Source organism: Massilia oculi, assembly GCF_017582745.1.
Classification (GTDB): Bacteria; Pseudomonadota; Gammaproteobacteria; order Burkholderiales; family Burkholderiaceae_D; genus Telluria; species Telluria oculi_A.
The window spans coordinates 335757-359290 of record NZ_JAFVIM010000002.1; the positions used below are offsets into that span (position 1 = coordinate 335757).

Annotated in this window: 17 protein-coding genes; 13 read left to right on the forward strand and 4 right to left on the reverse strand. The window is 66.8% G+C overall.

The genetic code is table 11. The features are described 5' to 3' along the window. Positions 1–97: 97 nt before the first annotated feature. Together J3U95_RS03690 and J3U95_RS03695 are read left to right on the forward strand one after the other, a co-directional pair. On the forward strand, positions 98–2869 hold the full coding sequence (locus J3U95_RS03690) for a M16 family metallopeptidase (protein ID WP_208277308.1): 2772 nt from the start codon (positions 98–100) through the stop codon (positions 2867–2869). Between the two features lie 89 nt (positions 2870–2958). Continuing rightward, complete coding sequence (locus J3U95_RS03695) at positions 2959–3552, forward strand: isochorismatase family protein (protein WP_208277309.1); 594 nt, start codon at positions 2959–2961, stop codon at positions 3550–3552. 15 nt (positions 3553–3567) lie between these two features. Here the strand turns inward: J3U95_RS03695 and J3U95_RS03700 are convergent, their stop codons facing one another. Continuing rightward, entirely contained in the window at positions 3568–4554 is a 987-nt protein-coding gene (locus J3U95_RS03700; protein ID WP_005663033.1) for an LLM class flavin-dependent oxidoreductase, read from the reverse strand. 170 nt (positions 4555–4724) lie between these two features. Here J3U95_RS03700 and J3U95_RS03705 point away from each other — a divergent pair, with 170 nt between their 5' ends. Further along, positions 4725–5864, forward strand: coding sequence for a serine hydrolase domain-containing protein (locus J3U95_RS03705; RefSeq protein WP_229519618.1), 1140 nt, complete (start codon positions 4725–4727; stop codon positions 5862–5864). 183 nt (positions 5865–6047) lie between these two features. Continuing rightward, the gene (locus J3U95_RS03710) at positions 6048–6578 is read left to right on the forward strand and encodes a hypothetical protein (RefSeq protein ID WP_208277310.1); all 531 of its coding nucleotides are present in this window, start codon (positions 6048–6050) and stop codon (positions 6576–6578) included. A 96-nt stretch (positions 6579–6674) separates the two neighbouring features. Here J3U95_RS03710 and J3U95_RS03715 read toward each other — a convergent pair whose 3' ends face one another. Further along, the gene (locus J3U95_RS03715) at positions 6675–8258 is read right to left on the reverse strand and encodes an FAD-dependent oxidoreductase (RefSeq protein ID WP_208277311.1); all 1584 of its coding nucleotides are present in this window, start codon (positions 8256–8258) and stop codon (positions 6675–6677) included. A 181-nt stretch (positions 8259–8439) separates the two neighbouring features. On the opposite strand from J3U95_RS03715, the gene J3U95_RS03720 reads away from it, so the two are divergent. The 4 genes from J3U95_RS03720 (at position 8440) to J3U95_RS03735 (ending at position 16439) form a co-directional block, all read left to right on the forward strand. Further along, complete coding sequence (locus tag J3U95_RS03720) at positions 8440–9819, forward strand: HD-GYP domain-containing protein (protein ID WP_208277312.1); 1380 nt, start codon at positions 8440–8442, stop codon at positions 9817–9819. 250 nt (positions 9820–10069) lie between these two features. Beyond that, entirely contained in the window at positions 10070–12709 is a 2640-nt protein-coding gene (locus tag J3U95_RS03725; RefSeq protein WP_208277313.1) for a TonB-dependent receptor, read from the forward strand. A gap of 50 nt (positions 12710–12759) precedes the next feature. Next, positions 12760–15162 carry a family 20 glycosylhydrolase gene (locus J3U95_RS03730; protein ID WP_208277314.1) on the forward strand — a complete coding sequence of 801 codons (2403 nt, stop codon included), beginning with the start codon at positions 12760–12762 and terminating at the stop codon, positions 15160–15162. Further along, on the forward strand, positions 15159–16439 hold the full coding sequence (locus J3U95_RS03735; RefSeq protein ID WP_208277315.1) for an MFS transporter: 1281 nt from the start codon (positions 15159–15161) through the stop codon (positions 16437–16439). The genes J3U95_RS03730 and J3U95_RS03735 overlap by 4 nt, the downstream gene beginning before the upstream one ends. 3 nt (positions 16440–16442) lie before the next feature. Here J3U95_RS03735 and J3U95_RS03740 read toward each other — a convergent pair whose 3' ends face one another. Beyond that, positions 16443–17363 (reverse strand): AraC family transcriptional regulator, encoded by a 921-nt coding sequence (locus tag J3U95_RS03740; protein ID WP_229446567.1) that lies wholly within the window; start codon positions 17361–17363, stop codon positions 16443–16445. Positions 17364–17651: 288 nt separating this feature from the next. Between J3U95_RS03740 and J3U95_RS03745 the strand changes: the two genes are divergently transcribed. Next, the gene (locus J3U95_RS03745) at positions 17652–19169 is read left to right on the forward strand and encodes a BCCT family transporter (RefSeq protein WP_208277317.1); all 1518 of its coding nucleotides are present in this window, start codon (positions 17652–17654) and stop codon (positions 19167–19169) included. A gap of 40 nt (positions 19170–19209) precedes the next feature. Here J3U95_RS03745 and J3U95_RS03750 read toward each other — a convergent pair whose 3' ends face one another. Then, positions 19210–20454 carry a DUF819 family protein gene (locus tag J3U95_RS03750; RefSeq protein ID WP_208277318.1) on the reverse strand — a complete coding sequence of 415 codons (1245 nt, stop codon included), beginning with the start codon at positions 20452–20454 and terminating at the stop codon, positions 19210–19212. Positions 20455–20668: 214 nt separating this feature from the next. Between J3U95_RS03750 and J3U95_RS03755 the strand changes: the two genes are divergently transcribed. The 4 genes from J3U95_RS03755 (at position 20669) to J3U95_RS03770 (ending at position 23489) form a co-directional block, all read left to right on the forward strand. Beyond that, the gene (locus J3U95_RS03755; RefSeq protein ID WP_109345229.1) at positions 20669–20878 is read left to right on the forward strand and encodes a hypervirulence associated TUDOR domain-containing protein; all 210 of its coding nucleotides are present in this window, start codon (positions 20669–20671) and stop codon (positions 20876–20878) included. Positions 20879–20960: 82 nt separating this feature from the next. After that, on the forward strand, positions 20961–21626 hold the full coding sequence (locus tag J3U95_RS03760) for a response regulator (RefSeq protein ID WP_208277319.1): 666 nt from the start codon (positions 20961–20963) through the stop codon (positions 21624–21626). Further along, positions 21616–22977, forward strand: coding sequence for an ATP-binding protein (locus J3U95_RS03765; RefSeq protein ID WP_208277320.1), 1362 nt, complete (start codon positions 21616–21618; stop codon positions 22975–22977). The genes J3U95_RS03760 and J3U95_RS03765 overlap by 11 nt, the downstream gene beginning before the upstream one ends. Before the next feature lie 98 nt (positions 22978–23075). Beyond that, complete coding sequence (locus tag J3U95_RS03770) at positions 23076–23489, forward strand: YgiW/YdeI family stress tolerance OB fold protein (RefSeq protein ID WP_208277321.1); 414 nt, start codon at positions 23076–23078, stop codon at positions 23487–23489. The last annotated feature ends 45 nt before the right edge of the window (positions 23490–23534 follow it).

Consider the following 23534-nt stretch of genomic DNA (forward strand, 5'->3'; position numbering starts at 1 on the left):
AACGTGAAACCTGCCTAGAATGAATGTTTGCAAGGCGCGTCCCGGAGGCGCGCCTTGTGCGTTTCGTTTCCGTCCCGACCTTTTCAGGAGGAGCAGCATGGCAGTTTCCGTTCGTCTCACCATCGGCCTGGCGCTCGCGCTTGCGTTTGGCACGTCTTCCCTCCAGGCCGCGCCGGCGAAACCGGCCGCCGCGCCGGACATCCCGATCCCGGACATCAAGTACACCAAGTTCACGCTCAAGAACGGGCTGACGGTGCTGGTGCACGAAGACCGCAAGACGCCGGTGGTGGCGATCAATACCTGGTACCACGTCGGCTCCAAGAACGAGAAAGTGGGCAAGACCGGCTTCGCCCACCTGTTCGAACACCTGATGTTCAGCGGCAGCGACAACTTCAACCACACCTACCTGAACGCGATGGAGCGCATCGGCGCGACCGACCTGAACGGCACGACGAACCAGGACCGTACCAATTATTTCCAGAACGTGCCGACCTCGATGCTCGACTATGCGCTGTTCGCCGAGAGCGACCGCATGGGCTATCTGCTGGGCACGGTCGACCAGAAGAAGCTCGACATCCAGCGCGGCGTGGTGCAGAACGAGAAACGCCAGTACGAGAACCAGCCCTATGGCATCGCCTGGGAACTCCTGACCACCAATACCTACCCGGCCGGCCACCCGTATTCCTGGACCGTGATCGGCAAGATGGAAGACCTCGACGCGGCCTCGATGACCGACGTGCAGGACTGGTTCAAGCAGAACTACGGCCCGAACAACACGGTGCTGGTGTTGTCGGGCGATATCTCGCCGGCAGAAGCGCGCGAGAAGGTCGAACGCTTCTACGGCGCGATCCCGCCCGGCCCGCCGCTGGCCAAGCATGACGCCTGGATCGCCAAGCGCAGCGGCACCCACCGCACGGTGGCGCAGGACCGCGTGCCGCAATCGCGCATCTACCGCACCTGGAACGTGCCGGGCGCGCACACGCAAGAGGAAGCGCTGCTCGACCTGGCCGCGCGCGTGCTGGGCGGCGGCAAGACCTCGCGCCTCTATAAACGCCTGGTGTACCAGGATCAATTGGCCACCAGCGCTACCGCGAGCGACAGCTCGTCCGAGATCGGCGGCCAGTTCAGCATGACCCTGACCGCGCGTCCGGGCGGCGACGTGGCGAAGATGGAGAAGGTCGCCGACGAAGAACTGCGCGCGCTGATGAAGAGCGGCCCCACGGAGGCGGAACTGCGCCTGGCCAAGACCGCGACCCTGGCCCAGTACACGCGCATGATCGAGCGCGTCGGCGGCTTCGGCGGCAAGAGCGACCTGCTGGCCTCGTGCGAGACCTATACCGGCAATCCGGACTGCTACAAGGTCTACCTGCAGCGCATCAAGGACGCCACGCCGGCCATGGTGAAGAAGGCGATGAACGACTGGCTCAGCGACGGCGACTTCGTGCTGCAGATCGACCCGTTCCCGACCGGCCTGGCCGCCACGCAAACCGGCCTGGACCGCAGCAAGGCGCCGGACACCGGCAAGGCGATGTCGCTCAAGCTGCCGCCGATGCAGCGCACCACCTTGTCGAACGGCCTGAAGGTCGTGCTGGCCGAGCGCCATGAAGCGCCGATCGTCAACCTGCAGATGCTGGTCGACAGCGGCTACGCCTCGGACAGCGCCGACATGCCGGGCGTGGCCAGCCTGGCCCTGCGCATGCTGGAAGAAGGCACGAGCAGCCGCAAGTCGCTGCAGATCGGCGAGGAGCTGGAAAGCCTGGGCGCGAGCTTCGGCGCCGGCACCAACCTCGACGGCGCCTTCGTCTCCATGAACGCGCTCAAGGCCACCTTGCCGCAGGCGCTGAACCTGTATTCGGACCTGGTGCTCAACCCCGCCTTCCCGCAGAACGAGTTCGCGCGCCTGCAGCAGGACCGCCTGGCCGCGATCGCGCGCGAGAAGTCCGATCCGCAATCGATCGCGATGCGCCTCGCGCCGGCGCTGCTGTACGGACAGAACCACGTGTACGCGAAGCCGGGCACCGGCACCGGCACCGAGGACGCCGTCAAGCGCATGACCCGCGCCGACCTGGTGAGCTACCACGCCACCTGGTTCAAGCCGAACAACGCCACCCTGCTGGTGGTGGGCGATACCACGCTGGCCGAGATGAAGCCGATGCTCGAGAAGGCCTTCGCGTCGTGGAAGGCGGGCGAGGTGCCCAAGAAAGTGATCGACACGGTGGCGCCGCGCGCCGCGCCGGTGGTCTACCTGGTCGACCGTCCCGGCGCGCTGCAGAGCGTGATCCTGGGCGGCCAGCTGGCGCCGCCGCGCAACAGCCCCGAGGCGCTGCCGCTCGAGATCGTCAACGACGTGTTCGGCGGCACCTTCAGCTCGCGCATCAACATGAACCTGCGCGAAGACAAGCACTGGTCGTACGGCGTGCGCAGCCAGGTGTCGCCGGCGATCGGCCAGCGTCAGTTCGTGAGCATTTCGCCGGTGCAGACCGACAAGACCGGCGACGCGCTGAAGGAACTGGTGGGCGAGTACCGCAACATCGCCGGCGCCAAGCCGATCGCGAACGAGGAACTCAAGTTCGCGCAGGACAATAAAACCCTGCGCCTGCCGGGCAGCTTCGAGACCGCGGGCCAGCTGGCCGGGGCCTATTCCACGATCCTGCAGTACGGCCTGCCCGAGGATTACTTCAACACCTATACCGAGAAGGCGCTGGCGCTCACGCCGCAGCAGGCCAATGCCCTGGCCGCGCGCAGCTTCGTGGCCGACCGGCTGGTGTGGGTGGTGGTGGGTGACATGGCCAAGGTCGAGAAGGACATCCGCGCCCTGAACCTGGGCGAGGTGCGCCGCATCGACGTGGACGGCAAGCCGCTGCCGTAAGTTGTCGTAGTACATGCCTGCGCGGCCCGGCCCTGCCTGTGCGCCGGGCATGCCGGGTTTCAGGGACACTATGGGCAGGAGGAATGCTCATGGACCAACAACTCACCCTGGACCCGGCGCATACCGCGCTGGTCCTGATCGATCTTCAGAACAGCAACGTCAAGCACGAGCTCGCGCCGCATGGCGCCGAGGACGTGGTCGGTAACTGCGTGCTGCTGGCGCAAGAGATGCGCGAACGTGGCGGCCTGGTCATCTACGTGCACGTGTTATTGAACGAATTGCCGCAAGTGCCGGCCGATTCTCCGCTGCGTCCGCAGGGCGCGCCGGCGGCGCCGCCCGACGCGTCGTGGCTGGCGCCGGAAGCCGGCGTCGAGGCGCAAGACCTCGTCATCGTCAAGCGCCAGTGGGGCGCCTTCTATGGGACCGAACTCGAGCAGCAACTGCGGCGGCGCGGCATCGACACGCTGGTCATGGGCGGCATCGCCACCAATTTCGGCGTCGAGTCGACCGCGCGCGCGGCCTACGATTTCGGCTTCAAGCTGGTGTTTGCCGAGGATGCGATGAGCGGCTTCGATGCCGATGCCCACCGTTTCGCATGCGACAACATCTTCCCGAAAATGGGGAGGGTGCGCTCGACGCGCACGCTGATCGACGTGTTGCAGGCAGGGACCGGCGCCGCGTGACGCCGGCCGATGGGATCAACCCGCGCGCTGGATATCCGCCGTGATCTCGTAGGCCCGCAGGCGCGCCGCGTGATCATAGATCTGCGAGGTGATCATCAGCTCGTCCGGCTTGGTCTTCTCGATGAAGGCGCGCAGCTGGTGGGCCACCGTCACGCGCGAGCCGATCGCCGAGCACGACAGCACGCTGTCGAGCATCATGCGTTCGGGCAGGTCGAGCGCTTCCAGGTAACCGCTCACCGGCGGCTTGAGCTTGGTCGGGCGGCCGGTGCGCAGGTTCACGAAGGCTTGCTGCATCGAGGTCGCCAGGAAGTGCGCCTCTTCGTCGGTGTCCGCGGCGAACACGTTAAATCCCAGCATGATGTAGGGTTTGTCGAGCTGTTCCGACGGGCGGAAGTTGCTGCGGTACATATCGATCGCCTGCATCATCATCTGCGGCGCGAAGTGCGAGGCGAACGCATACGGCAGGCCGAGGTGGGCGGCCAGCTGGGCGCCGAACAGGCTGGAGCCGAGGATCCACACCGGCACGTCCAGGCCGGCGCCGGGCACGGCCTGCACCGGGCGGCGGGTGGAGCCGGCGAAATAATCCATCAGTTCCACGACGTCTTGCGGGAATTCGTCGGCGTCCGACGCCAGGTTGCGGCGCAGGGCGCGCGCCGTGGTGTGGTCCGAGCCGGGTGCACGGCCCAGGCCAAGGTCGATCCGGCCCGGATGCAGCGCCTCCAGCGTGCCGAATTGTTCGGCGATCACCAGCGGCGAATGGTTCGGCAGCATGATGCCGCCGGCGCCCACGCGGATGCGCGAGGTGCCGGCCGCCACGTGGCCGATCAGCACCGCGGTGGCGGCGCTGGCAATGCCCGGCATGCCGTGGTGTTCGGCCAGCCAGAAGCGGTTGTAACCCCAGCGCTCGCCATGTTGTGCGAGATCGAGCGAGCGCTGGAACGAGGTGGCCGCATCGCTGCCTTCAGCGATCGGCGAGAGGTCGAGTATCGAGAAAGGAATCATGGATTCATGATACGCCGATGCGAAAAATCGCGTGCGCGGCCACCCAAAAACGCTGGGGCCGCCGCTTGGGTTAGTATTTCTTCATGATGCCCAGACACTTATTTCGCCTGCTTCCTGCCGCCTTTCCTGCCGTCATGCTGCTCGTCGGCTGTGTCCACCAGCCGACCGCCATGAATGCCGAACCCCAATTCAATCCTGAACGCGTGACCGCGATCGACCATGCCATCGAGGCCGCGATTGCCGCCCGCAAGCTGCCGGGCGCGGTCTACCACCTCGAACGCGGCGCCGCCAGTCATGAGCGCGGCTACGGCCGGCTCAGCTATGAAGAAGGCGCCGCCGCCGTCACACAGGACACCGTGTTCGACGTCGCGTCGCTGAGCAAGGTGCTGGTGACGGCGCCTGCGGTGCTGATGCTGGCTGAGGAGGGCAAGATCGACCTCGAGGCGCCCCTCGTCCAGTATTTCGCGGAATGCGGCGGTGGCGGCAAGGAAGCGATCACGATCCGGCACCTGCTGACGCATGTGTCGGGACTGAAGTCGGGCCTGCCGGCGAAACCGGCATGGCAGGGCCAGACGGCGGCGTTGTCACTGGCCTGCGGGCAATCGGTGACCCATCCGCCGGGCAGTTTCTTCCGCTACTCGGACATCAATTACATCCTGCTGGGCCTGCTGGTCGAGCGCACGGCGGGCATGCCGCTCGACCGCTTCGCCCAGGAGCGCATCTTTGCCCCGCTGGGCATGCGCCATACCGGTTACCGCCCGCTGGAACGCATGCCGGCGGCGGTGATCGCGCCGACCCAGCGCGGCGCCGGCGAGGCGGCGCAGTTGCCGACGGCCCACGGCGACCTGGCGCCCGGCGCGCCGCTGCAGGGCGTGGTGCACGACCCGACCGTGCGGCGCATGGGCGGCGTGGCTGGGTCGGCCGGCGTGTTCTCTACCGTGGGCGACGTCGCCCGCTTCGGTCGCATGCTGCTGGGCAATGGTGCGCTGGATGGTGTGCGGATATTGAGGCCGGAAAGCGTGCGCCTGCTGACGACGGTGCAATCGCCGTCCGGCATCGCCGCGCTGCGGGGCATGGGCATGGACATCGACTCGCCGTATGCCAAGCGTCCACGCGGCGATGTTTATCCGATCGGCAGCTATGGCCATACCGGGTTCACCGGCTGCATCCTGTGGGTCGATCCGCAGTCACAAAGCTTCTATGTCTTCCTGTCGAACCGGGTCTATCCGGACGACCGCAGCGTGGTGCTGCCACTCTATACGCAGCTAGGCACACTCTCCGCGCAGGCTGTCCTGGGAGCTCTGCAGTAAACGAAAGATAAGCTCAAGATAAAAGAAATTAAAAGACGATGATGTATTTCCGCGCGGCTACCGTGCGCTCCCATCCGTAGCTTGTCCGTAAACTGGACTCCTCACTCGACGCAACACGCCACCAACTCTGGCATCTGCGCCGGGTACCGCCCCTGACATATTAGTTACATTGAGGAGAACACCATGAAAATGAATACGCTACTCAAAGGAATGCTCAGCGCTTCGGTTGCCGCCGCCATGTTCGGCGCCACTGCGGTCCACGCCCAGACCAGCACCACCGGCACGTCGACCACCGGCCAGTCGGGCCAGATCGGCAGCACCACCGGCACCGCCAGCCAGACCGGCACCATGAGCGACCAGACCAGCGGCAGCTCGTCGACCGGCGCGACCGGCAGCATGCAGAGCACCGATCCGCAACACCAGCGTGACCGCGACCGCCGCAGCAAAACCGGCACCAGCAGCGGCACCTCGGGTACCTCGGGCATGACGGGTACCACCGGCACGACCGGGACCACGGGCACGACCGGGACCACCGGCACCACCAGCGGTTCGAGCGGTTCGCTGGGTACCGGCACCAGCGGTTCCACCGGCACCATGGATGACACCGGCCGCACCGGCACCTCGACGGGCACGACCGGAACGACCGGCACCACCGGAACGACCGGCACCACGGGTACGACCGGCACCACCGGCACCACCGGCCGCGGCTACTGATCCGGCCGATAGCGCTTCATGCAGTAACGGCGGCGTCCCCGGCCGCCATCCCGAACACCGGCTCGCGCCGGTGTTCGCGTTTACGCATCCAGGTTGCTAAGGCATGCCGCGTCGCGCGCCTCCACGCCTGTCCTGCGGCGGTGGGGTATCGCCAGGCGCCAGCGCGACCTTCGCCAGCGGGGTCGGCGCCGGGCCGTGCAGCACATGGCCCTCGATATCGAAACGCGAGGCGTGACAGGGGCAGTCCCACGAGCGCTCGGCGCCGTTCCAGTGCACCGCGCAGCCGAGATGGGTACACCTGGCCGACAGCGCATGCAGTCCCCCATCGGGATCGCGATAGACCGCCACGCGGCGCAAGCCGTCGCGCAGCACAGCACCTTCGCCGGGCGGGATCGCCTGCACCGAATCGACTTCGCCGCCCCGCAGCCAGTCACCGTAGCGCGCCGCCACGTTCGCCTGTGCGCTGGCGAATTCTCCCAGTCCGTGCACGGGCTTGCGCATCGGGTCGTACAGCGCGCTCCAGGGATTCGGCCGCTCCATGATCAGGTCGGTCACCAGCATGGCGCCGATGGTGCAGTGGGTCATGCCGTTGCCGGAGTCGCCGGTGATCAGGTAGACGTTGTCGTCGTCCATCGGATTACGGCCCAGGAAGGCCAGGCCGTCGCTCGGTTCCATCACCTCGCCCGACCAGCGCCAGGCCAGTTCGCGCGCCATCGGAAAGCGCTCGCGGGCCCAGCGTTCCAGCTCGTCGTAGCGGTGGCCGGGATGCGCGTCCTGCCCCGTCTTGTGATCGGCCCCGCCCACCACCAGCACCTCGTCGCCGTCGATACCGGACGCCAGCCGCACATAGTGATAGGGAGCGCCAAGATCCCATAGCAGCAGGTGCGGCAGCGTACCGTGCGGCACCCGCAGGCCGATCACATAGCTGCGGTAGCCAGCCTGTTTGGTGTGCATCACCACGCGGTCGTTGAATGGCGTGTGCGTGGCCACCACCACGTCCCGGGCCCGTATCTCGCCCCGATCGAGGGACACGACCTGGCGCCGGTGGTCGCCGCGAATGCGGTGGGCGTGGCTGGCGCCATGGATGCGGCCGCCGCGCCGGATGAAGGCGCGCGCCAGGCCGTCGAGGTATTTGAGCGGATGGAACTGGGCCTGGCCCGGATAGTGCACCGCGGGGCCGGTCTCGAAACCGAGGCCCGGCACGCCGGCGACCATCTCGGCCTGCACGCCAGCGCGCACCGCGGCGAGGCATTCGCGTTCGAGCCGCGCTCCGTCGCCCGCATCCCCGGCCACCAGGTAGCCGTCCAGGTGCTCCAGCTCGCAGGCGATGCCTTCGGTGCGCACGATCGACTCCACCATCTGCAGGGCGTGGGCATAGCTGCCGGCCACCAGGCGCGCCTGGGCGCGGCCGAAGCGCTGTTCGATGCCGTGGTACCACTCGTCGGGCGGGAAGAAGTGGGCGGTGGTGCGCCCGGACTCGCCCGCGCCGATGCCGAGCGCGTCGACGACGATCACGTCCTTGTCTTCGCGCGCCAGCAGGTAGGCGGCGGTGAGCCCGGCGATGCCGGCGCCGATCACGCACACCTGGGCTTCCTGCGCCCCCACGAGGGCAGGAAAGACGGGCACCGTGGCGGTGTCCATCCAGAGCGAAGTCGAGCTGCCGTTCGTCGCGACGCGCATGAGCGGCCTCCTGGTAAATGCACCGAGTTGCGCCAATTGTGAAAGCCAGTCTAGCGCGCCGACACGAAGCAGGGTGCACGATGTGGCGTCGTTGCCGCATCGCAGGGGAATTCTGGTGGGTGGCATGCGCATGGCGACTTTTATGGCTTAGTATCCACTCTTATTGCATACCGGAATTAAAATGAAGCCGCTCGCCGTGCCGTCGGAAACCCTGCTGCCAAGTGCCATGAAACTCTCCGAGCTGATCGGGGCGCTGAGCTACGCGCTCGACATCACCGAGGGCCAGCCGGCGGGACATTGCGTGCGCTGTTGCTGGATTGGCATGCACGTCGGCCGCGCCGCCGGCCTCTCCGACCAGCAGTTGTGGGAGCTGTATTACGCGCTGCTGCTGAAGGATCTCGGCTGCAGCAGCAACGCGGCCCGCATCTGCGAGCTCTATCTCACCGACGACCTGGACTTCAAGCGCGATTTCAAGACCGTGGGCGACAGCCTGCCACAGGTGCTCGGCTTCGTGCTCAAGCACACTGGCCTGAAGGCCGGACTGGCGGAACGCTTTCGCAGCGTGATGACGATCCTGCGCGACGGTCCCGAGATCGCACAGGGCCTGATCGCCACGCGCTGCCAGCGCGGCGCGGACATCGCCCGCCTGCTGCGTTTTCCCGAAGGCGTGGCGCAAGGCATCTATTCGCTCGACGAACATTTCAACGGCAAGGGAAAGCCGGCCCAGCTCGTTGGCGAAGCCATCCCGGTCATTGCGCGCATCGCCCTGCTGGCCCAGGTGATCGACGTGTTCCATACCGCCGGCGGGCGCACGGCGGCGCTGCGTGAAGCCGGCGCGCGGGCCGGCACCTGGTTCGATCCGCGCCTGGTGGCGGCGTTCGAAGCCTGTGCGCAAGACGATGCGTTCTGGCAGATCCTGACCAGCCCCGAGATCGACCGCGCCATCCAGGCGCTGGAGCCTGCCGGCCACGAGGTCGCGCTCGACGAGGACTACCTGGACGATATCGCCGCCGCCTTCGGCCAGGTGGTCGATGCCAAGAGTCCTTATACCAGCGGCCACAGCACCAGGGTAGCGCTGTACACCGACATGATCGGGGAAGCGCTCGGGCTGTCGCCGCAGCGCCGCCGCTGGCTCAAGCGTGGTGCGCTGCTGCACGACGTCGGCAAGCTCGGCGTCAGCAACAGCGTGCTCGACAAGGCGGGCTCGCTCGACCGCACCGAGTGGGACGCGGTGCGCCAGCATGCCGAGTTCACTGAGACCATCCTCGGCCGCATTACGGCGTTCTCCGAGCTGGCCGCGATCGCCGGCGCCCATCACGAGCGGCTAGACGGCGGCGGCTATCCGCGCGGCTTGGCGGCCGAAGAAATTCGCCTGGAAACCCGCATCATCACCACCGCGGATATTTTCGACGCCATCACCGCCGAGCGTCCATACCGCGGCGCCATCCCGATTCCCCAGGCGCTCGAGATGATGGAAAAGACGGTCGGGACCGCGCTCGACCCAGCCTGCTTCGACGCGCTCAAGCGCGCCATGGCCAAGGCGCCGTTTTCCGCAGCCTGATCTTCTTTCAAACCACGTTTCCTGCTTGCCCGCCTGTCCGGGCAGGCAGGGGTGCGCGCGCCCCGAGCCTGCCACATGCAGATGTCATCCCGATGAAAAATTGCAGATTGGATAGCAAGATTTGACAAAACCGGGATGGCGGATGCCGCCAGAATGCGTTTCATAAACAAATACCAAGAGACGCCCGAACGTCCTGGAAGTCGCGACCGCAAGGGTGTGTAGAACAACCAACCTGGTTTTGGAGAGGCACATGAACGAGTTGAAGGCACGGCAGTACCAGCGCACCGCGATCGCGGCGGCGGTGGCGGGGGTGGCAATGTCGATGGGACAGGCGCAGGCGCAAGAGGCGCCCATCGCGGGGCCGCAGACGGTGGTGGTGACCGGCGTGCGCGCCGCCCTCGAACAGTCGCTGCGCCAGAAGCGCAACGCCGACGCCGTGGTCGAGGTCGTGACCGCCGAAGACATCGGCAAGATGCCCGATAAAAACGTGGCCGACGCCATCCAGCGCCTGCCGGGCGTGAACACGCAATCGTCCGCCGGCGGCGAGGGCGGCTTCGGCGAGAACGACCGCGTCAGCCTGCGCGGCACCAGCCCCAGCCTGCAGCAGACGCTGTTCAACGGCCACGCGATCAGCACCGGCGACTGGTTCGTGTTGAACCAGATCGGCGGCAACGTCGGCCGCTCCAGCAGTTTCTCGCTGCTGCCGTCCGAGCTGGTCGGCTCGATCGTGGTCCAGAAAAGCCCCACCGCCGACCTGGTTGAAGGCGGCGTCTCGGGCGCCATCAACGTCATCACGCGCCGTCCGCTCGACTTCAAGCAGCAGCTGACGGTCGAGGGTTCGGTGCAGGCCAACTACAACGACCTGTCGGGCAAGACCGAGCCCCATCTGTCGGGCCTGGTGAGCTGGAAGAACGCCAGCAATACCGCCGGCATCCTGATCCAGGGCTTTTCCGAAAAAGCCAGCGTGCGCCGCGACGGCCAGGAAATCCTGGGCTACACCCCGATCAGCGCGACCAGCGCGGCGGCCATCGCCAACCCGGCGCTGGCCGGCGTGGTGGTGCCGACCTTTATCGGCGCCGCCCTGTTCGAGCAGACCAAGAAACGCGAAGGCGGCGCCTTCGACATCGAGGTGCGTCCGAACCGCGACCTGACCCTGGACCTGAACGGCTTCTATTCGAAACTGGAAGCGCCGCACCAGAACACCAACTCGCTGGCGGCGCCGGCCAACTCGATCAACAGCCTGGGCCTGATCCCGATCAATCCGGTGGTGCGCAACGGCACCCTGGTGGGGGCCGAATTCACCCGCAATGCGGGCGAGGTCGACAATATCTACCGTCCGGATGCGGGCGGCGAATCGTGGTATCTCGACTTCAACGGCAAGTGGCGCGTCAGCGAGCGCTTCAGCCTGTCGGGCAAGGTCGGCAAGACCCACGGCGTGGGCTGGGACCGCGACGACGTCTATTACCAGAACAACGTCGATGGCGGCATGGTCTACGCCCTGAACGGCCTCTCCCCAGCCTCGGTCAGCTACCCCGGCGGCAACACCGCCGTGCCCGGCTCGACCGCCTGGGCCGGCGGCGGCGAATCGCAGTCGGTGGACAAGGAAGAATACGCCCAGCTCGACGGCGAGCTGCGCCTGGACAATCCGACCTTCCAGTCATTCCGCTTCGGCGCGCGCTGGACCGACCACAAGCGCACCGCCGAGCATCCGCTCGAAACCCGTCCGGGCCCGGTCGGCTTCACCAATCCGCAGCCGGCCTGGAGCGGCCAGATGTATCCGAGCGATTTCGGCAGCGACATCGGCGGCTACAGCGGCATCCCTTACTTCAAGTACGATGGCGCGGCGCTCGGCGCCTGGGGCGCGATCCCCGGCAACCGCCTGCTCGACTACGTGCTGCGCCATAACTGGATGAACGAATTCGAGGTGGCCGAGAAGACGACGGCGCTGTACGGCATGGTCGATTTTGGCGGCGATGGCTGGAGCGGCAATATCGGGCTGCGCGCGATCGAGACGCGCCAGCGCACGGTGGTCAACCTGCCGGGCGGCCCGACACCGATCCTTGGGTCGGCCTTCGGTCCCTACACCCCGACCACCTTCGAGCGCACCTACCGCGACTACCTGCCGAGCGCCAACCTGAAGTACAACGTGACGCCCGACCTGACCCTGCGCACCGCGCTGGCCAAGACCATCGCGCGGCCCGACTACAGCGCGCTGGGCGGCTCGGTCTCGCTCAACGACGACGCCCTGAGCGGCAGCGGCGGCAACGTCAATCTCGACCCGGTGCGCTCGACCAACTTCGACATCGGCGCCGAGTGGTACTACGCGCCGAAGGCGCTGCTGTCGGCCGGCCTGTTCTACATGGACCTGCGCTCGATCGTGGCCCAGGGCACGGCGACCGGCAGCTATTACAACAACAAGCGCGAAACCTTCACCGACTACCTGATCACGTCGCCCTACAACACCAGCGGCCGTAACCGCGGCGTGGAGCTGAGCTGGCAGCAGCCCTTCCTGGACAACTTCGGCATGCTGGTCAACTACACCTATGCCGACGGTGAACTGGACGATGGCGGCGAGCTGCTCAACTCGTCGAAGAACACCTATAACGTGACCGGCTACTTCGAGAACGAACGCTTCTCGGCGCGCCTGGCCTACAACTGGCGTTCCAAGTACAAGGCAGGGGTGGACCGCGGCGCCAGCCAGCACGTGGACGACATGCCGTCGCTGGCGGCCTCGGTCAACGTCAAGCTGACGGACAAGCTCACGCTGACCTTCGATGCGCTGAACCTCACCAACGAGACCATCAAGATGTACGCCGAAAACGAGGACCGGCCGCGCGCCTTCTACTCGAACGGCCGCACCTTCTACCTCGGCCTGCGCGGCAAGCTGTAAGTCACCCAGGGGAGGCGCCGCGCGCGCCTCCCCAATCTGGAATCAATCCCATGACGTACCGACCAGACGGCGGCCCGGCGATCGCGATCGCCTGGGAATGCCTCTCCAACTTCACGCGCGACGACGCGTTCACGGCGCGGCTCACGCTGCGCAATATTGGCCGGGACGCCATCGCGTCCGGCTGGACCCTGTGCTTCAATACCTGCCGCAAGATCCTGCCCGAGACCGTCAGCGCCGGTTTCCAGTCCGCCCACCTGAATGGCGATCTGTTCAGCCTGCGCATGCCGCGCGGCGACGCCTGGCTTCCGGGGCAGGAGTATGTCGTCGAGTACGAATCCCTGCACTGGGCGATCAGCATCACCGATGCGCCGCTGGGCTTCTACCTGCTGGACGGGGCCGGCAATGCCTTCGACCTGGGCGACCCCGAGATCGCGCCCTTCGCACGGCCGGAACAGCGCCACCGCATGCAGGGAGACCTGCTGCCGACGGCCGACGCGGCCTGGCGATTCGAGCAGAATGCGGCGCTGTCGCTGCTGGAAGATGACATGGTCGGCCGCATCACCCCGCGTCCGCGCATGGCGCGTTTCGATGCCCGCAGCTGCGCGCTCCGACGCTCGACCCCCATCGACAGCGGCGCGGAACTCGACAACGAATCGGCATTCCTGCGCTCGCTCCTGGCCACACTGCCCGAGGGAGAGGGCGATGCCCGCATCTTGCTCGAGACCGATCCCGCGATGGAAGCCGAAGCCTACCGGCTGGAGATCGCGCCCGAACGCGTGCTGGTACGTGGCGCCGACGCGCACGGCGTGTCCAACGGCCTGCAAAGCCTGGCCCAGCTCCTGGCGCAGGATGGCACGCTGCCATGCGGGAAGGTCCTGGATACGCCGCGCTTCGCCTACCGCGGCATGATGCTCGACGTGGCGCGCCACTTCTCCAGCGTCGACACGGTGCTGCGCCTGCTCGACTGCATGGCGAGCTATAAGCTCAATCGCTTCCACTTCCACCTGACCGACGACGAAGGCTGGCGCCTGGCCATCGCCGCGCTGCCCGAGCTGACCGAGGTCGGCGCCCGGCGCGGCGTCCCCGCGCCGGGTGAGCCGCCCTGCCTGCCGCCGTCGTTCGGGTCCGGCGCCGACACGCGTTCTCCCGCCGGCAGCGGTTTCTATACGGCCGAGCAATTCGTGACCATCCTGCGCCACGCGCAGCGCCTGCACATCGAGGTGATCCCCGAATTCAATATGCCGGGCCATGCGCGCGCGGCGGTCGAGGCGATGCGGGTGCGCCATGCGCGCCTGAGCGCGGCGGGCGATATCGCGGGCGCCGAGGAATACCTGCTCAGCGATCCGCTCGATGCATCAAGCTACGAATCGGTGCAGCTATGGCACGACAATGTGATGTGCATCGCACTGCCTTCGGTCGACCGCTTCATCGACACCGTGGTCGCCGAAGTCGCGGCGCTGTACCGGCAAGCCGGCGTGCCCTTGCGCGTGCTGCACACCGGCGGCGACGAGGTGCCGGTCGGCGCCTGGCTAGGCTCGCCCGCCTGCCAGGCGCGCATGCGCGAGCACGGCTGGCTGGAGGCGCGCCAGTTGCGCGACGACTTCCAGGCGCGCTGCCGCGCGATCCTGGCGCGTCACGGCATTGCCTTCAGCGGCTGGGAAGAGACCGCGTTGGCGTCGAACGGCGCGGGGCAGGGCGAAGACGTCTACGTCTGGAACAACGGCTGGGGCTCCGGCCAGGAGGACTGCGCCAATCGCCTGGCCAATGCCGGCCATGAGGTGGTGCTGTCCAGCGCCGCCAGCCTGTACTTCGACTTCGCCTACGCCAAGCATCCGCAGGAACCGGGCTATTACTGGGCCGGCTTCGTCGATACGCGCGAGCCGTTCGGCATGGTACCGCTCGACGCGCCGCTGCTGCCCGCGCACGATGCGATGGGCCGCGCGCCCGCGCCGGAACGAATGGCGGCGCTGGCGCCGCTCGACCCGGCGGGCCGCGGGCGCATCAAGGGCTTGCAGGGGCAGTTGTGGGGAGAAAATGCACGTTCGCGCGAGCGGGTCGAGTACCTGGCGCTGCCGCGCCTGATCGGCCTGGCCGAACGGGCCTGGAGCGCGGATCCGGGCTGGAAGAACCCCGATGAACTGGCCGCCGACTGGAACGAATTCGCCAACCGCCTCGGCCAGCGCGAGCTGCCGCGCCTGGACCGCCAGCCGCAGCCCTGGGCCTACCGCCTGCCGCCGCCCGGCGCGGTGGTCGAGGAGGGCCGGCTGCATGCGAATATCGCCCTGCCGGGCCTGGCCGTGCATTACACTCTGGATGGCAGCGATCCCGGCGCCCACAGCCCGCGCTACACGGCGCCAGTGCTGCTGGCCGGCAGCCGCATCGTGAAGCTGGCCAGCGTCGACACCCGTGGACGCGCCAGCCGCATCGTCACCCTGAACCTGGAATTGCCATGACCGCGATGAACGACGCTCCCGTCGCCAAGATCGAACGCCGCCATCCGCTGTCCTGGGTCCCGACCCTGTACCTGGCCCAGGGCCTGCCGTTCTACGCGGTGGCCCTGGTGGCGGGCCAGATGCTCAAGAGCATGGGCGTGCCGAACGACCAGATCGCGCGCTGGACCGGTTTATTGGGCCTGGCCTGGGCCTTCAAGGCGCTGTGGAGCCCGTTCATGGAACTCGCCCCCAGCCGGCGCCTGGCGGTGGTCGCCTGCCAGCTGATCGGCGGCGCCTGCCTGGCGCTGGTGGCGCTGGCGCTGCAGCTGCCGATGTGGTTTGCCCTGTGCATCGCGCTGCTGGCGATCGTCTCGCTGGCCTCCAGCACCCACGACATCGTCGCCGACGGCATCTATATCGCCAGCCTCGATGCGCGCGAGCAGGCCGCGTATGCCGGCTGGCAGGGGGCCTTCTTCAACGCGGCCAAGTTCATCTCCCTCGGTGGATTACTGATCCTGGCCGGGGCGCTGGAACAGCGCTTCGGCGTCGAGGCCGCCTGGACCACGGTATTCCTGCTGCTGGGCGGGCTGATGGCGCTGCTCGGGCTGTACCACGTGCGTGCGCTGCCGGCCACGCCGAAGGTGGGCGGCGCGGCGCGCAGTCTCGGCGCCATCAGGGACACGCTGCTGGACGTGATCAAGACCTTCTTCGCCAAACCGGGCATCTGGCTGGCGATCCTGTTCATCATCCTGTTCCGCGCCGGCGAAGGGCAGATCCAGTCGATCGGCCCGCTGTTCCTGCGCGACGCGCGCGAGGTCGGCGGCTTGGGGCTCACCACCGCCGAAGTGGGCTGGGCCTACGGCACCGTCGGTACCGCCGCCTTTTTGGTGGGCAGCATCGCCGGTGGTTATTTCACCGCCTGGTTGAGCCTCAAGCGCGCGCTGCCGATCCTGATCCTGGCGATGAACCTGCCCAACGCCGCCTTCTGGTACCTGAGCCATGCCCAGCCCGAATCGATGCCGCTGATCGTGGGCCTGCTGGGGATCGAGATGTTCGGCTACGGCTTCGGCTTCGTCGGCGTGATCCTGTTCATCATGCAGGTCGTGGCCAGCGGCCGCTACCAGGCGGCCCACTACGCGCTGGGCACCGGCTTCATGCAGCTGGGCTTCGTGCTGTTCCGCACGATCAGCGGCGACATCCAGCAGGCGCTGGGCTACCGCGACTTCTTCCTGTGGGTGCTGCTGGCCAGCGTGCCGGTGCTGGTGCTGAGCCGCTTCATGCGGATCGCGCCGGAATAGGTTCTAACGCTTCTTGACCGGCAGGGCCAGCCAGCCGCGCCAGCGCCCGGCGCCGTCGCGTTCGACCTTCTGGATGTGCGGGCGGGTGGCGTCCAGCCGCCATACGGCCTGGCGCTCGAGCCAGTCCTCGTACATCGCCCGAAAGCGCGGCCATTCGCCATCGAAGTCGAGGCAGGCGTAGCTACCGGCCGGCAGCACCCGCATTCCAAGCGCCGGGTCGTCGTCCGGCGCATGGGCGGCGAAGCCGAAGTCGTAACAGTATTCGCGCTCGCCCGTGAATCCGGGATCCTCGTCGAATACCCCATACCAGGACGCGCCGCTCGCCAGGCTGGAGCGTTCGCGTTCGCAGATGAAGGCGTTGCACGCCAGCGACAGCGCGGCGCCCGACTGGCCGAAGAAGCGCTGGTAGCGCAGCTTGATGCCGGGCAGGCTGCGCACCGTGACGCGGGCGGCGACGCTGCCGGGTTCGGGCGGGCAGTAGGGCGCCTGCAGCGCCGCCAGGTTGTCCGGTTCAGCCACGAAGAAACTGACGTCGCTCTCGCGCCCCACCTGGGCGTCCATGTAGGCGCGCCAGCCGCCTTCGCGCCATTCCTTGGCCGACATCGCGAACTGCTGGCGGAAGGCCTTGGCAAAGGCCGCGTTGGACGGAAAGCCGCAATCCTGGGCGATGCGCCCGACCGGCACGTCCGGCTCGTGGCGCAACAGGTGGGCGGCGCGGCGCAGGCGGCGCTTGCGCTGGTACTCCACCGCCGAAAAGCCGGTGAGTTCGCGGAAGATGCGGTCGAAGTGGTAGCTCGAATAGCTGGCCGAGGCGGCCAGGCTGCCCAAGGCCAGCGGGTCGCCGACCGAATCGAGCATCAGGTCCATTACCTCGTACAGGCGCGAGTCACGCGCGGCCGCCCGACCGGCGAGCGGCGAATCCACGCGCGCGCGGCGTGGGAGATGCGGTGGAAAGAGCGGGAGCGGGCATCGCATGACGTCATTACAAGACCGGATCAATTATGCGGCCAAACCGTCTTTCATGGCGAACTGTGTGTACTCATGACAACAGTCTGAGCTCGCGCAAGGGTACATGCGTTTTCATATAAAAAGTATAAGATTCGTGGTGACGCGAGAAGTCCTGCAGCGACGTACATGTGATTAAATCACTTACAATGATAAATTATTTAAAACATAAGACTCCGACGCAGGTTGGTGTCCATGGGAGAAAACATGCAGACAGCACTTTCGGCGGGTTTTATCCTTGCCATCGTTTTATGGGGCGTGATCGCTCCTGACAGCATGGGGGCGGTGTTCGACACCGTCCTCGCATCCGTGACCCGCAACTTCGGCTGGTTCTACCTCTGGGTGGTGCTGGGCCTGGTGGCATTCGCCCTGTTCATGGCCTTCAGCCGTTACGGCAACCTCAAGCTGGGCGACGAGGACGACGAGCCCGAGTTCTCGATCGGCAGCTGGTTCTCGATGCTGTTCGCCGCCGGCATGGGCATCGGCCTGGTGTTCTTCGGCGTGGCCGAGCCGATCTCGCACTACATCGACGCGCCGCCGGGCACCGTGTCCGCCACGCCGGAAGCGGCGGGGGTGGCGATGCGCTACACCTTCTTCCACTGGGGCATCCACCCGTGGGCAGTCTACAGCGCGGTGGCGCTGGCGATCGCCTTCTTCCAGTACCGGCGCGGCGGCGACGCCCTGGTCAGCACCGCGACCGGAGCCCTGCCGTGGCCGATCGTCAAGCGCCTGGGCGGCCTGTTCAACGGGCTGGCGGTGGTGGCCACCGCCTTCGGCGTGGCCGCATCGCTCGGTCTTGGCGCCATGCAGATCAACAGCGGCATGAACACCGTGTTCGGCCTCGCGATCAGCGAGGTCTCGCAGATCGGCATCATCCTGGTCGCGACCGCCCTGTTCCTGGGATCGGCGATCAGCGGCGTGACGCGCGGCGTCAAGATTCTGTCGAACATCAACATGACCATGGCGGCCGTCCTGGCGCTGGTGGTGTTCCTGGTCGGCCCGACGGTGGCGATCATCGACACCTTCACCAGCACCCTGGGCAGCTACGTGACCGAATTCGTGCGCATGAGCCTGCGCGCTACGCCGTTCCGCGACAGCAACTGGGTCGGCAGCTGGACCATCTTCTACTGGGCCTGGTGGATCTCGTGGTCGCCGTTCGTTGGCCTGTTCATCGCGCGCGTCTCGCGTGGCCGCACGATCCGCGAGTTCATCATCGGCACCATGCTGGCGCCGACCCTGGCCGCCTTCCTGTGGTTCTCGATCTTCGGCGGCACCGCGCTGCACATGGAGATCTGGCAGCAGATCCCGATCTCGGACGCGGTGCGCGCCGACACCTCGACCGCGCTGTTCGCCATGTTCGACGCGCTGCCGCTGGGCTTGATCATGTCGGCCGTGGCCACGGTGCTGGTGCTGGTGTTCTTCGTCACCTCGGGCGACTCGGCGGTGCTGGTGCTGGGCATGATGAGCAGCGGCGGCAATCCGAACCCGTCCACGAAGACCAAGCTGCTGTGGGGCGGCCTGATCGCCGGCATGGCGATCAGCCTGCTGCTGGCGGGCGGCCTGAAGGCGCTGCAGACGGCCACCATCGTGTTCGCGGTGCCGTTCTCGCTGGTGATCATCCTGATGCTGGTTTCGCTCTATCGCGCCGTGTGCGAGGACTGGACGGCGCACGAGAAGCGCGAGCGCGAACTGCGCCGGCGCATGCGCCAGATGATCGATCAATAAGGGAAGAAAAGCGCGCCCCTGGACGGGGCGCGCGACAGTCTTACGTGGCCAGCGCGCGCAGCAGCAAGCCAGTGATGTAGGCGCAGTAGGTGCCCAGCGCGTAGCCCAGCACCGCCAGCAGCACCCCGACCGGGGCCAGCGCCGGGTGGAAGGCGCTGGCGATCACCGGCGCCGAGGCGGCGCCGCCGATATTGGCCTGCGAGCCGACCGCCATGAAGAACAGCGGCGCCCGGATCAGCTTGGCCACCAGCAGCATCAGGCCGCCGTGCACCGCGATCCAGATCAGGCCCAGCAGGAACAGCCATGGGCGGTCGAGCAGGGCGTTCAGGTCCATGTGCATGCCGATGGTCGCCACCAGGATGTACAGCATGGCCGAGCCGATGGTCGAGGCGCCGGCGCCTTCCAGCTTGCGCGCCCGCGTAAAGCTCAGCAGCAGGCCGAAGGTGGTGGCATACACCACGAGCCAGAAGAAGCTCGAGGTCAGGCTGTAGTCCTGCAGGCGCCATTCGGCCGGCAGGCTCGCGATCCAGGCGACGGTGGGGCCGGTCAGCGCATGCGACAGGCCGGTCGCGCCCAGGCCCACGGCCAGCACCACCATCACGTCGGTCAGGGTCGGGATGCGCGCGTGCTCGGCCTGGTAATGCTCGATCTTTTCCTTGAGCGCGTTGATGGCCGAGAGGTCGGCGCCGGTCCAGCGGTCGAAGGCCTGGGCGCGGCTGGCCAGGAACAGCAGCACGGCCATCCAGACGTTGGCGACCAGCACGTCGACCGCCACGAACTGGCCGAACTGGGTGGCTTCGACCTCGAACACTTCCTTCATCGCGGCCTGGTTGGCGCCGCCGCCGATCCAGGAACCGGCCACCGTGGTCATGCCGCGCCAGGTGTCGCCGCTCACCGTCTCGGGATGGATGAAGCCCATTGCCGTGAAGGACACGATCGCGCCCAGCATCACGCCAACGGTGCCGGTCAGGAACATGATGACGGCCTTGGGGCCGAGCCGCAGCACGGCGCCGAAGTCGATCGCCACGCACAGCAGGATCAGCGCGGTCGGCAGCAGGTAGTCGCGCGCCATCGGATACAGGCCCGAGGCATTGCCGTCGATGATGCCGGCGGTGTTGAGCAGCGCCGGGATCAGGTAGCACAGCAGCAGGGCCGGCACGTAGGTATAGAACTTGTGCCAGAAACCGGATTTGTGCGACGCGCTCCAGAAGACGGCGCCAAGGATGACGGCCAGCATGCCGAGGACGACGGCATCGTTGGTGACCAGCGGGGTAGCATTCTGCATTCGTGGGTCCAGGTGAAGGAGGAAGATGGCCGTCCCGTCTCGACGGGGGCCGGACGGCGCATTCTACATTTTTTGCCTTAAGAATCATGTCTTTACGGAATCAAAATATCTTGCCCGTACGGCGGCCTGTCGCCGGTTTGTCCCGCTGGCGTCGCGTGCGGGCTTTGGATGTATGGTGAAATGCCGCTTCATCCAGTCACTTCGGAGGTGGGGCATGACGCAGGCATTCAAGGCGGGCGACAAGGTGCAATGGAAGTCGTCGCAAGGCACGGTCACGGGCAAGGTCAAGAAAAAGCTGACCGCGCCGACCGACATCAAGAGCCATCACGTGGCGGCATCGAAGGACAACCCCGAATACCTTGTGGAAAGCGACAAGACCGGGGCCGAGGCGGCGCACAAGCCGGGATCGCTGAAGAAGGCTTAAGATCCGCTTCATCTTCGCGCGGCATGCTCGGCGGCGAGCTGTTTACGCCATACTGGCGTTTCCTCGTTGCCGAAAATCTCGCATGCGCATCCTGTTGGTCGAAGACGATATCTCCCTTGGCGAAACCATCCAGGCCTGGCTGCGCCTGGACCAGCATGCGGTGGACTGGGTCCAGCGCGGCGATTTTGCCGACACCGCCCTCAAGACCCACCATTACGACTGCGTGCTGCTCGACCGCGGCTTGCCGGGCCTGTCCGGCGACGACCTGCTGGCCCGGTTGCGCAAGGCCGGCAACGGCGTGCCGGTCATCCTGATCACCGCCTTCAATGCGCTGGCCGACCGGGTCGAGGGGTTGGACCTGGGCGCCGACGACTACCTGGTCAAGCCCTTCGAGCTCGAAGAGATGTCGGCCCGCATCCGCGCCGCGGTGCGGCGCGGCGCCAACCAGGTGAGCAACGAGCTGCGCCACGCCGATATCGCCCTGAATCTCGACACCAAGGTGGCGACCCTGGCCGGCCAGCCGGTCGCGCTGACCGCGCGCGAGTACAACGTGCTGTACGCGCTGCTGCTGCGGAAGAATTCCATCGTCACCCGCGCCCAGATCGAGGAAGCTCTGTACGGCTGGGGCGACGAGGTGGAAAGCAATGCGATCGAGGTCTACATCCACAACCTGCGCAAGAAGCTCGGCGGCGACAGCATCGTCACCGTGCGCGGCCTGGGCTACCGGTTGAAGAACGATGGCGAGTAAGGCAATCGGCAAGGATGCGCCGTGGTCGCTGCGACGGCGCCTGCTGGCCGTCATCGTCGCCGCCAGCACCGTGCTGTGGCTCGCGAGCCTGGGCATCGTCACCGTGATCGCCTGGCAGGAAACCAATGAGGTGTTCGACGACGCGCTGGAAGAGTCGGGCTACATGATCATGGCGGCGACGACCGACTGGAACGAGCGCGGCCTGCTGCCGCAGGGCGGCGCCGACGGCGAGCATGGCCGCAAGGTCGACATGCAGTACCAGATCGTGGTCGACGGCCGCGTGATCCAGCGCACCGGCGATGCGCCGCTGCGGCCTTTTGTCTCCAACTTCGACGACGATCACGGCTTTGCGGAGGCCCAGGCGAACGGCGAGCGCTGGCGCGTGTTCGTGGTGCGCGACGAGGCCCGCAACTTCGAGGTGCAGGTCGGCCAGCAGGTGGAGAAACGGTATGACATCCTGGAAGAACTGGCCGATTCGCTGTGGCTGCCCGTGCTGGGCTTCTTGCTGCTGCTGGCGCTGGTGTGCTGGATCCTGACCGGGCGCGTCCTCAAACCCTTGCGCCGCACCGCCGCCAGCATCGCGGCCAAGACGCCCGACGACCTGGCCCAGGTGCCGACCGCCGGCCAGGCGCGCGAGGTGCTGCCGATCGTGCAGGCGCTCAACGGCGTGCTCGGACGGCTGGACGCGGCCCTGCAGGCCGAGCGCCGCTTCACCGCCGACGCCGCCCATGAGCTGCGCACGCCGCTGGCGGGCCTGCACATGCACGTGCAGCTGCTGCAGCGCCAGCATCCCGAGCTTGTCTCGCCCTTCCAGAAGCTGCGCCAGGACATCGCGCGCCTGACGGCGCTGGTCGACAGCCTGCTCACCCTGGCGCGCCTGGATCCGCTGGCGCGCGAGCAGCTGGTGCGCCAGCCGGTCCTGCTGGCGCCGCTGTTCGAGCGCGTGGCCGCCATGCATGCGCAAGAGGCAGCCGCGCGTGGCATCCTGCTTTCGCTTCGCTGCGAGGGGCACGAGGTGCAGGCCGATCCGCAGATGCTCGAGATCGTGCTGCGCAACCTGGTCGACAATGCGCTGCGCTACTGCCCGGACGGCAGCAGGATCGAGATCGCGGCCGTGCAGCACGCCGGCCACGCGCGCATCGTGGTGCGCGACGACGGCCCCGGCGTCGATGCCGAGAGCCGCCAGCGCCTGACCGAGCGTTTCTTCCGCGTGCTGGGACAGGGGCAGCAGGGCAGCGGGCTCGGACTGTCGATCGTCAAGCGCATAGCCGACCTGCACGGCATCGCGCTGGCGTTCGGGCCCGGGATCGAAGGCCGTGGCCTGGGCGTGACGCTGGATCTGCCTGCCTGATGACATCTTAAGATCGGTTTAATGTCCGGCCGTTGTAATGCGCCTGTGCCTGCCAAGGACGTGCAGGCGACTACAACTGACCAGACAAAGGACCGACCATGAAACGCACTATCCAGATTTCCTGCATCGCCGCACTGCTCGCCGCGTCAGGCATTGCCTCCGCACAGAATATCGCCGATGCGCCTCCGGGAGCGGCTGTCGACGTCAAGCCGGTCTCCGGCTACTCCGGCCCGTCCGGCGCCCCGCTGATGACGGCGAAAGACTTGCTGGCCAAGGGCAAGGATGACCAATACGTGCGCCTGAAAGGCAAGCTGACCAGCCACAAGGGCGACGAGGACTACGAGTTCACCGACGCCAGCGGCAAGATCACCGTCGAGATCGACGCCGACCGCTTCCCGCAGGGCGTGAAGGTCGACCACAACACCACGGTCGAGCTGACCGGCGAGTTCGACAAGGAGATGTTCGGTGAATCGAAGCTGGACGTCGAGCAGATCAAGGTCGTGAGCAACTAAGCTCTGCGGTGGGCGGCGTGGGCGATAATGGCGGTTTGACCGTCA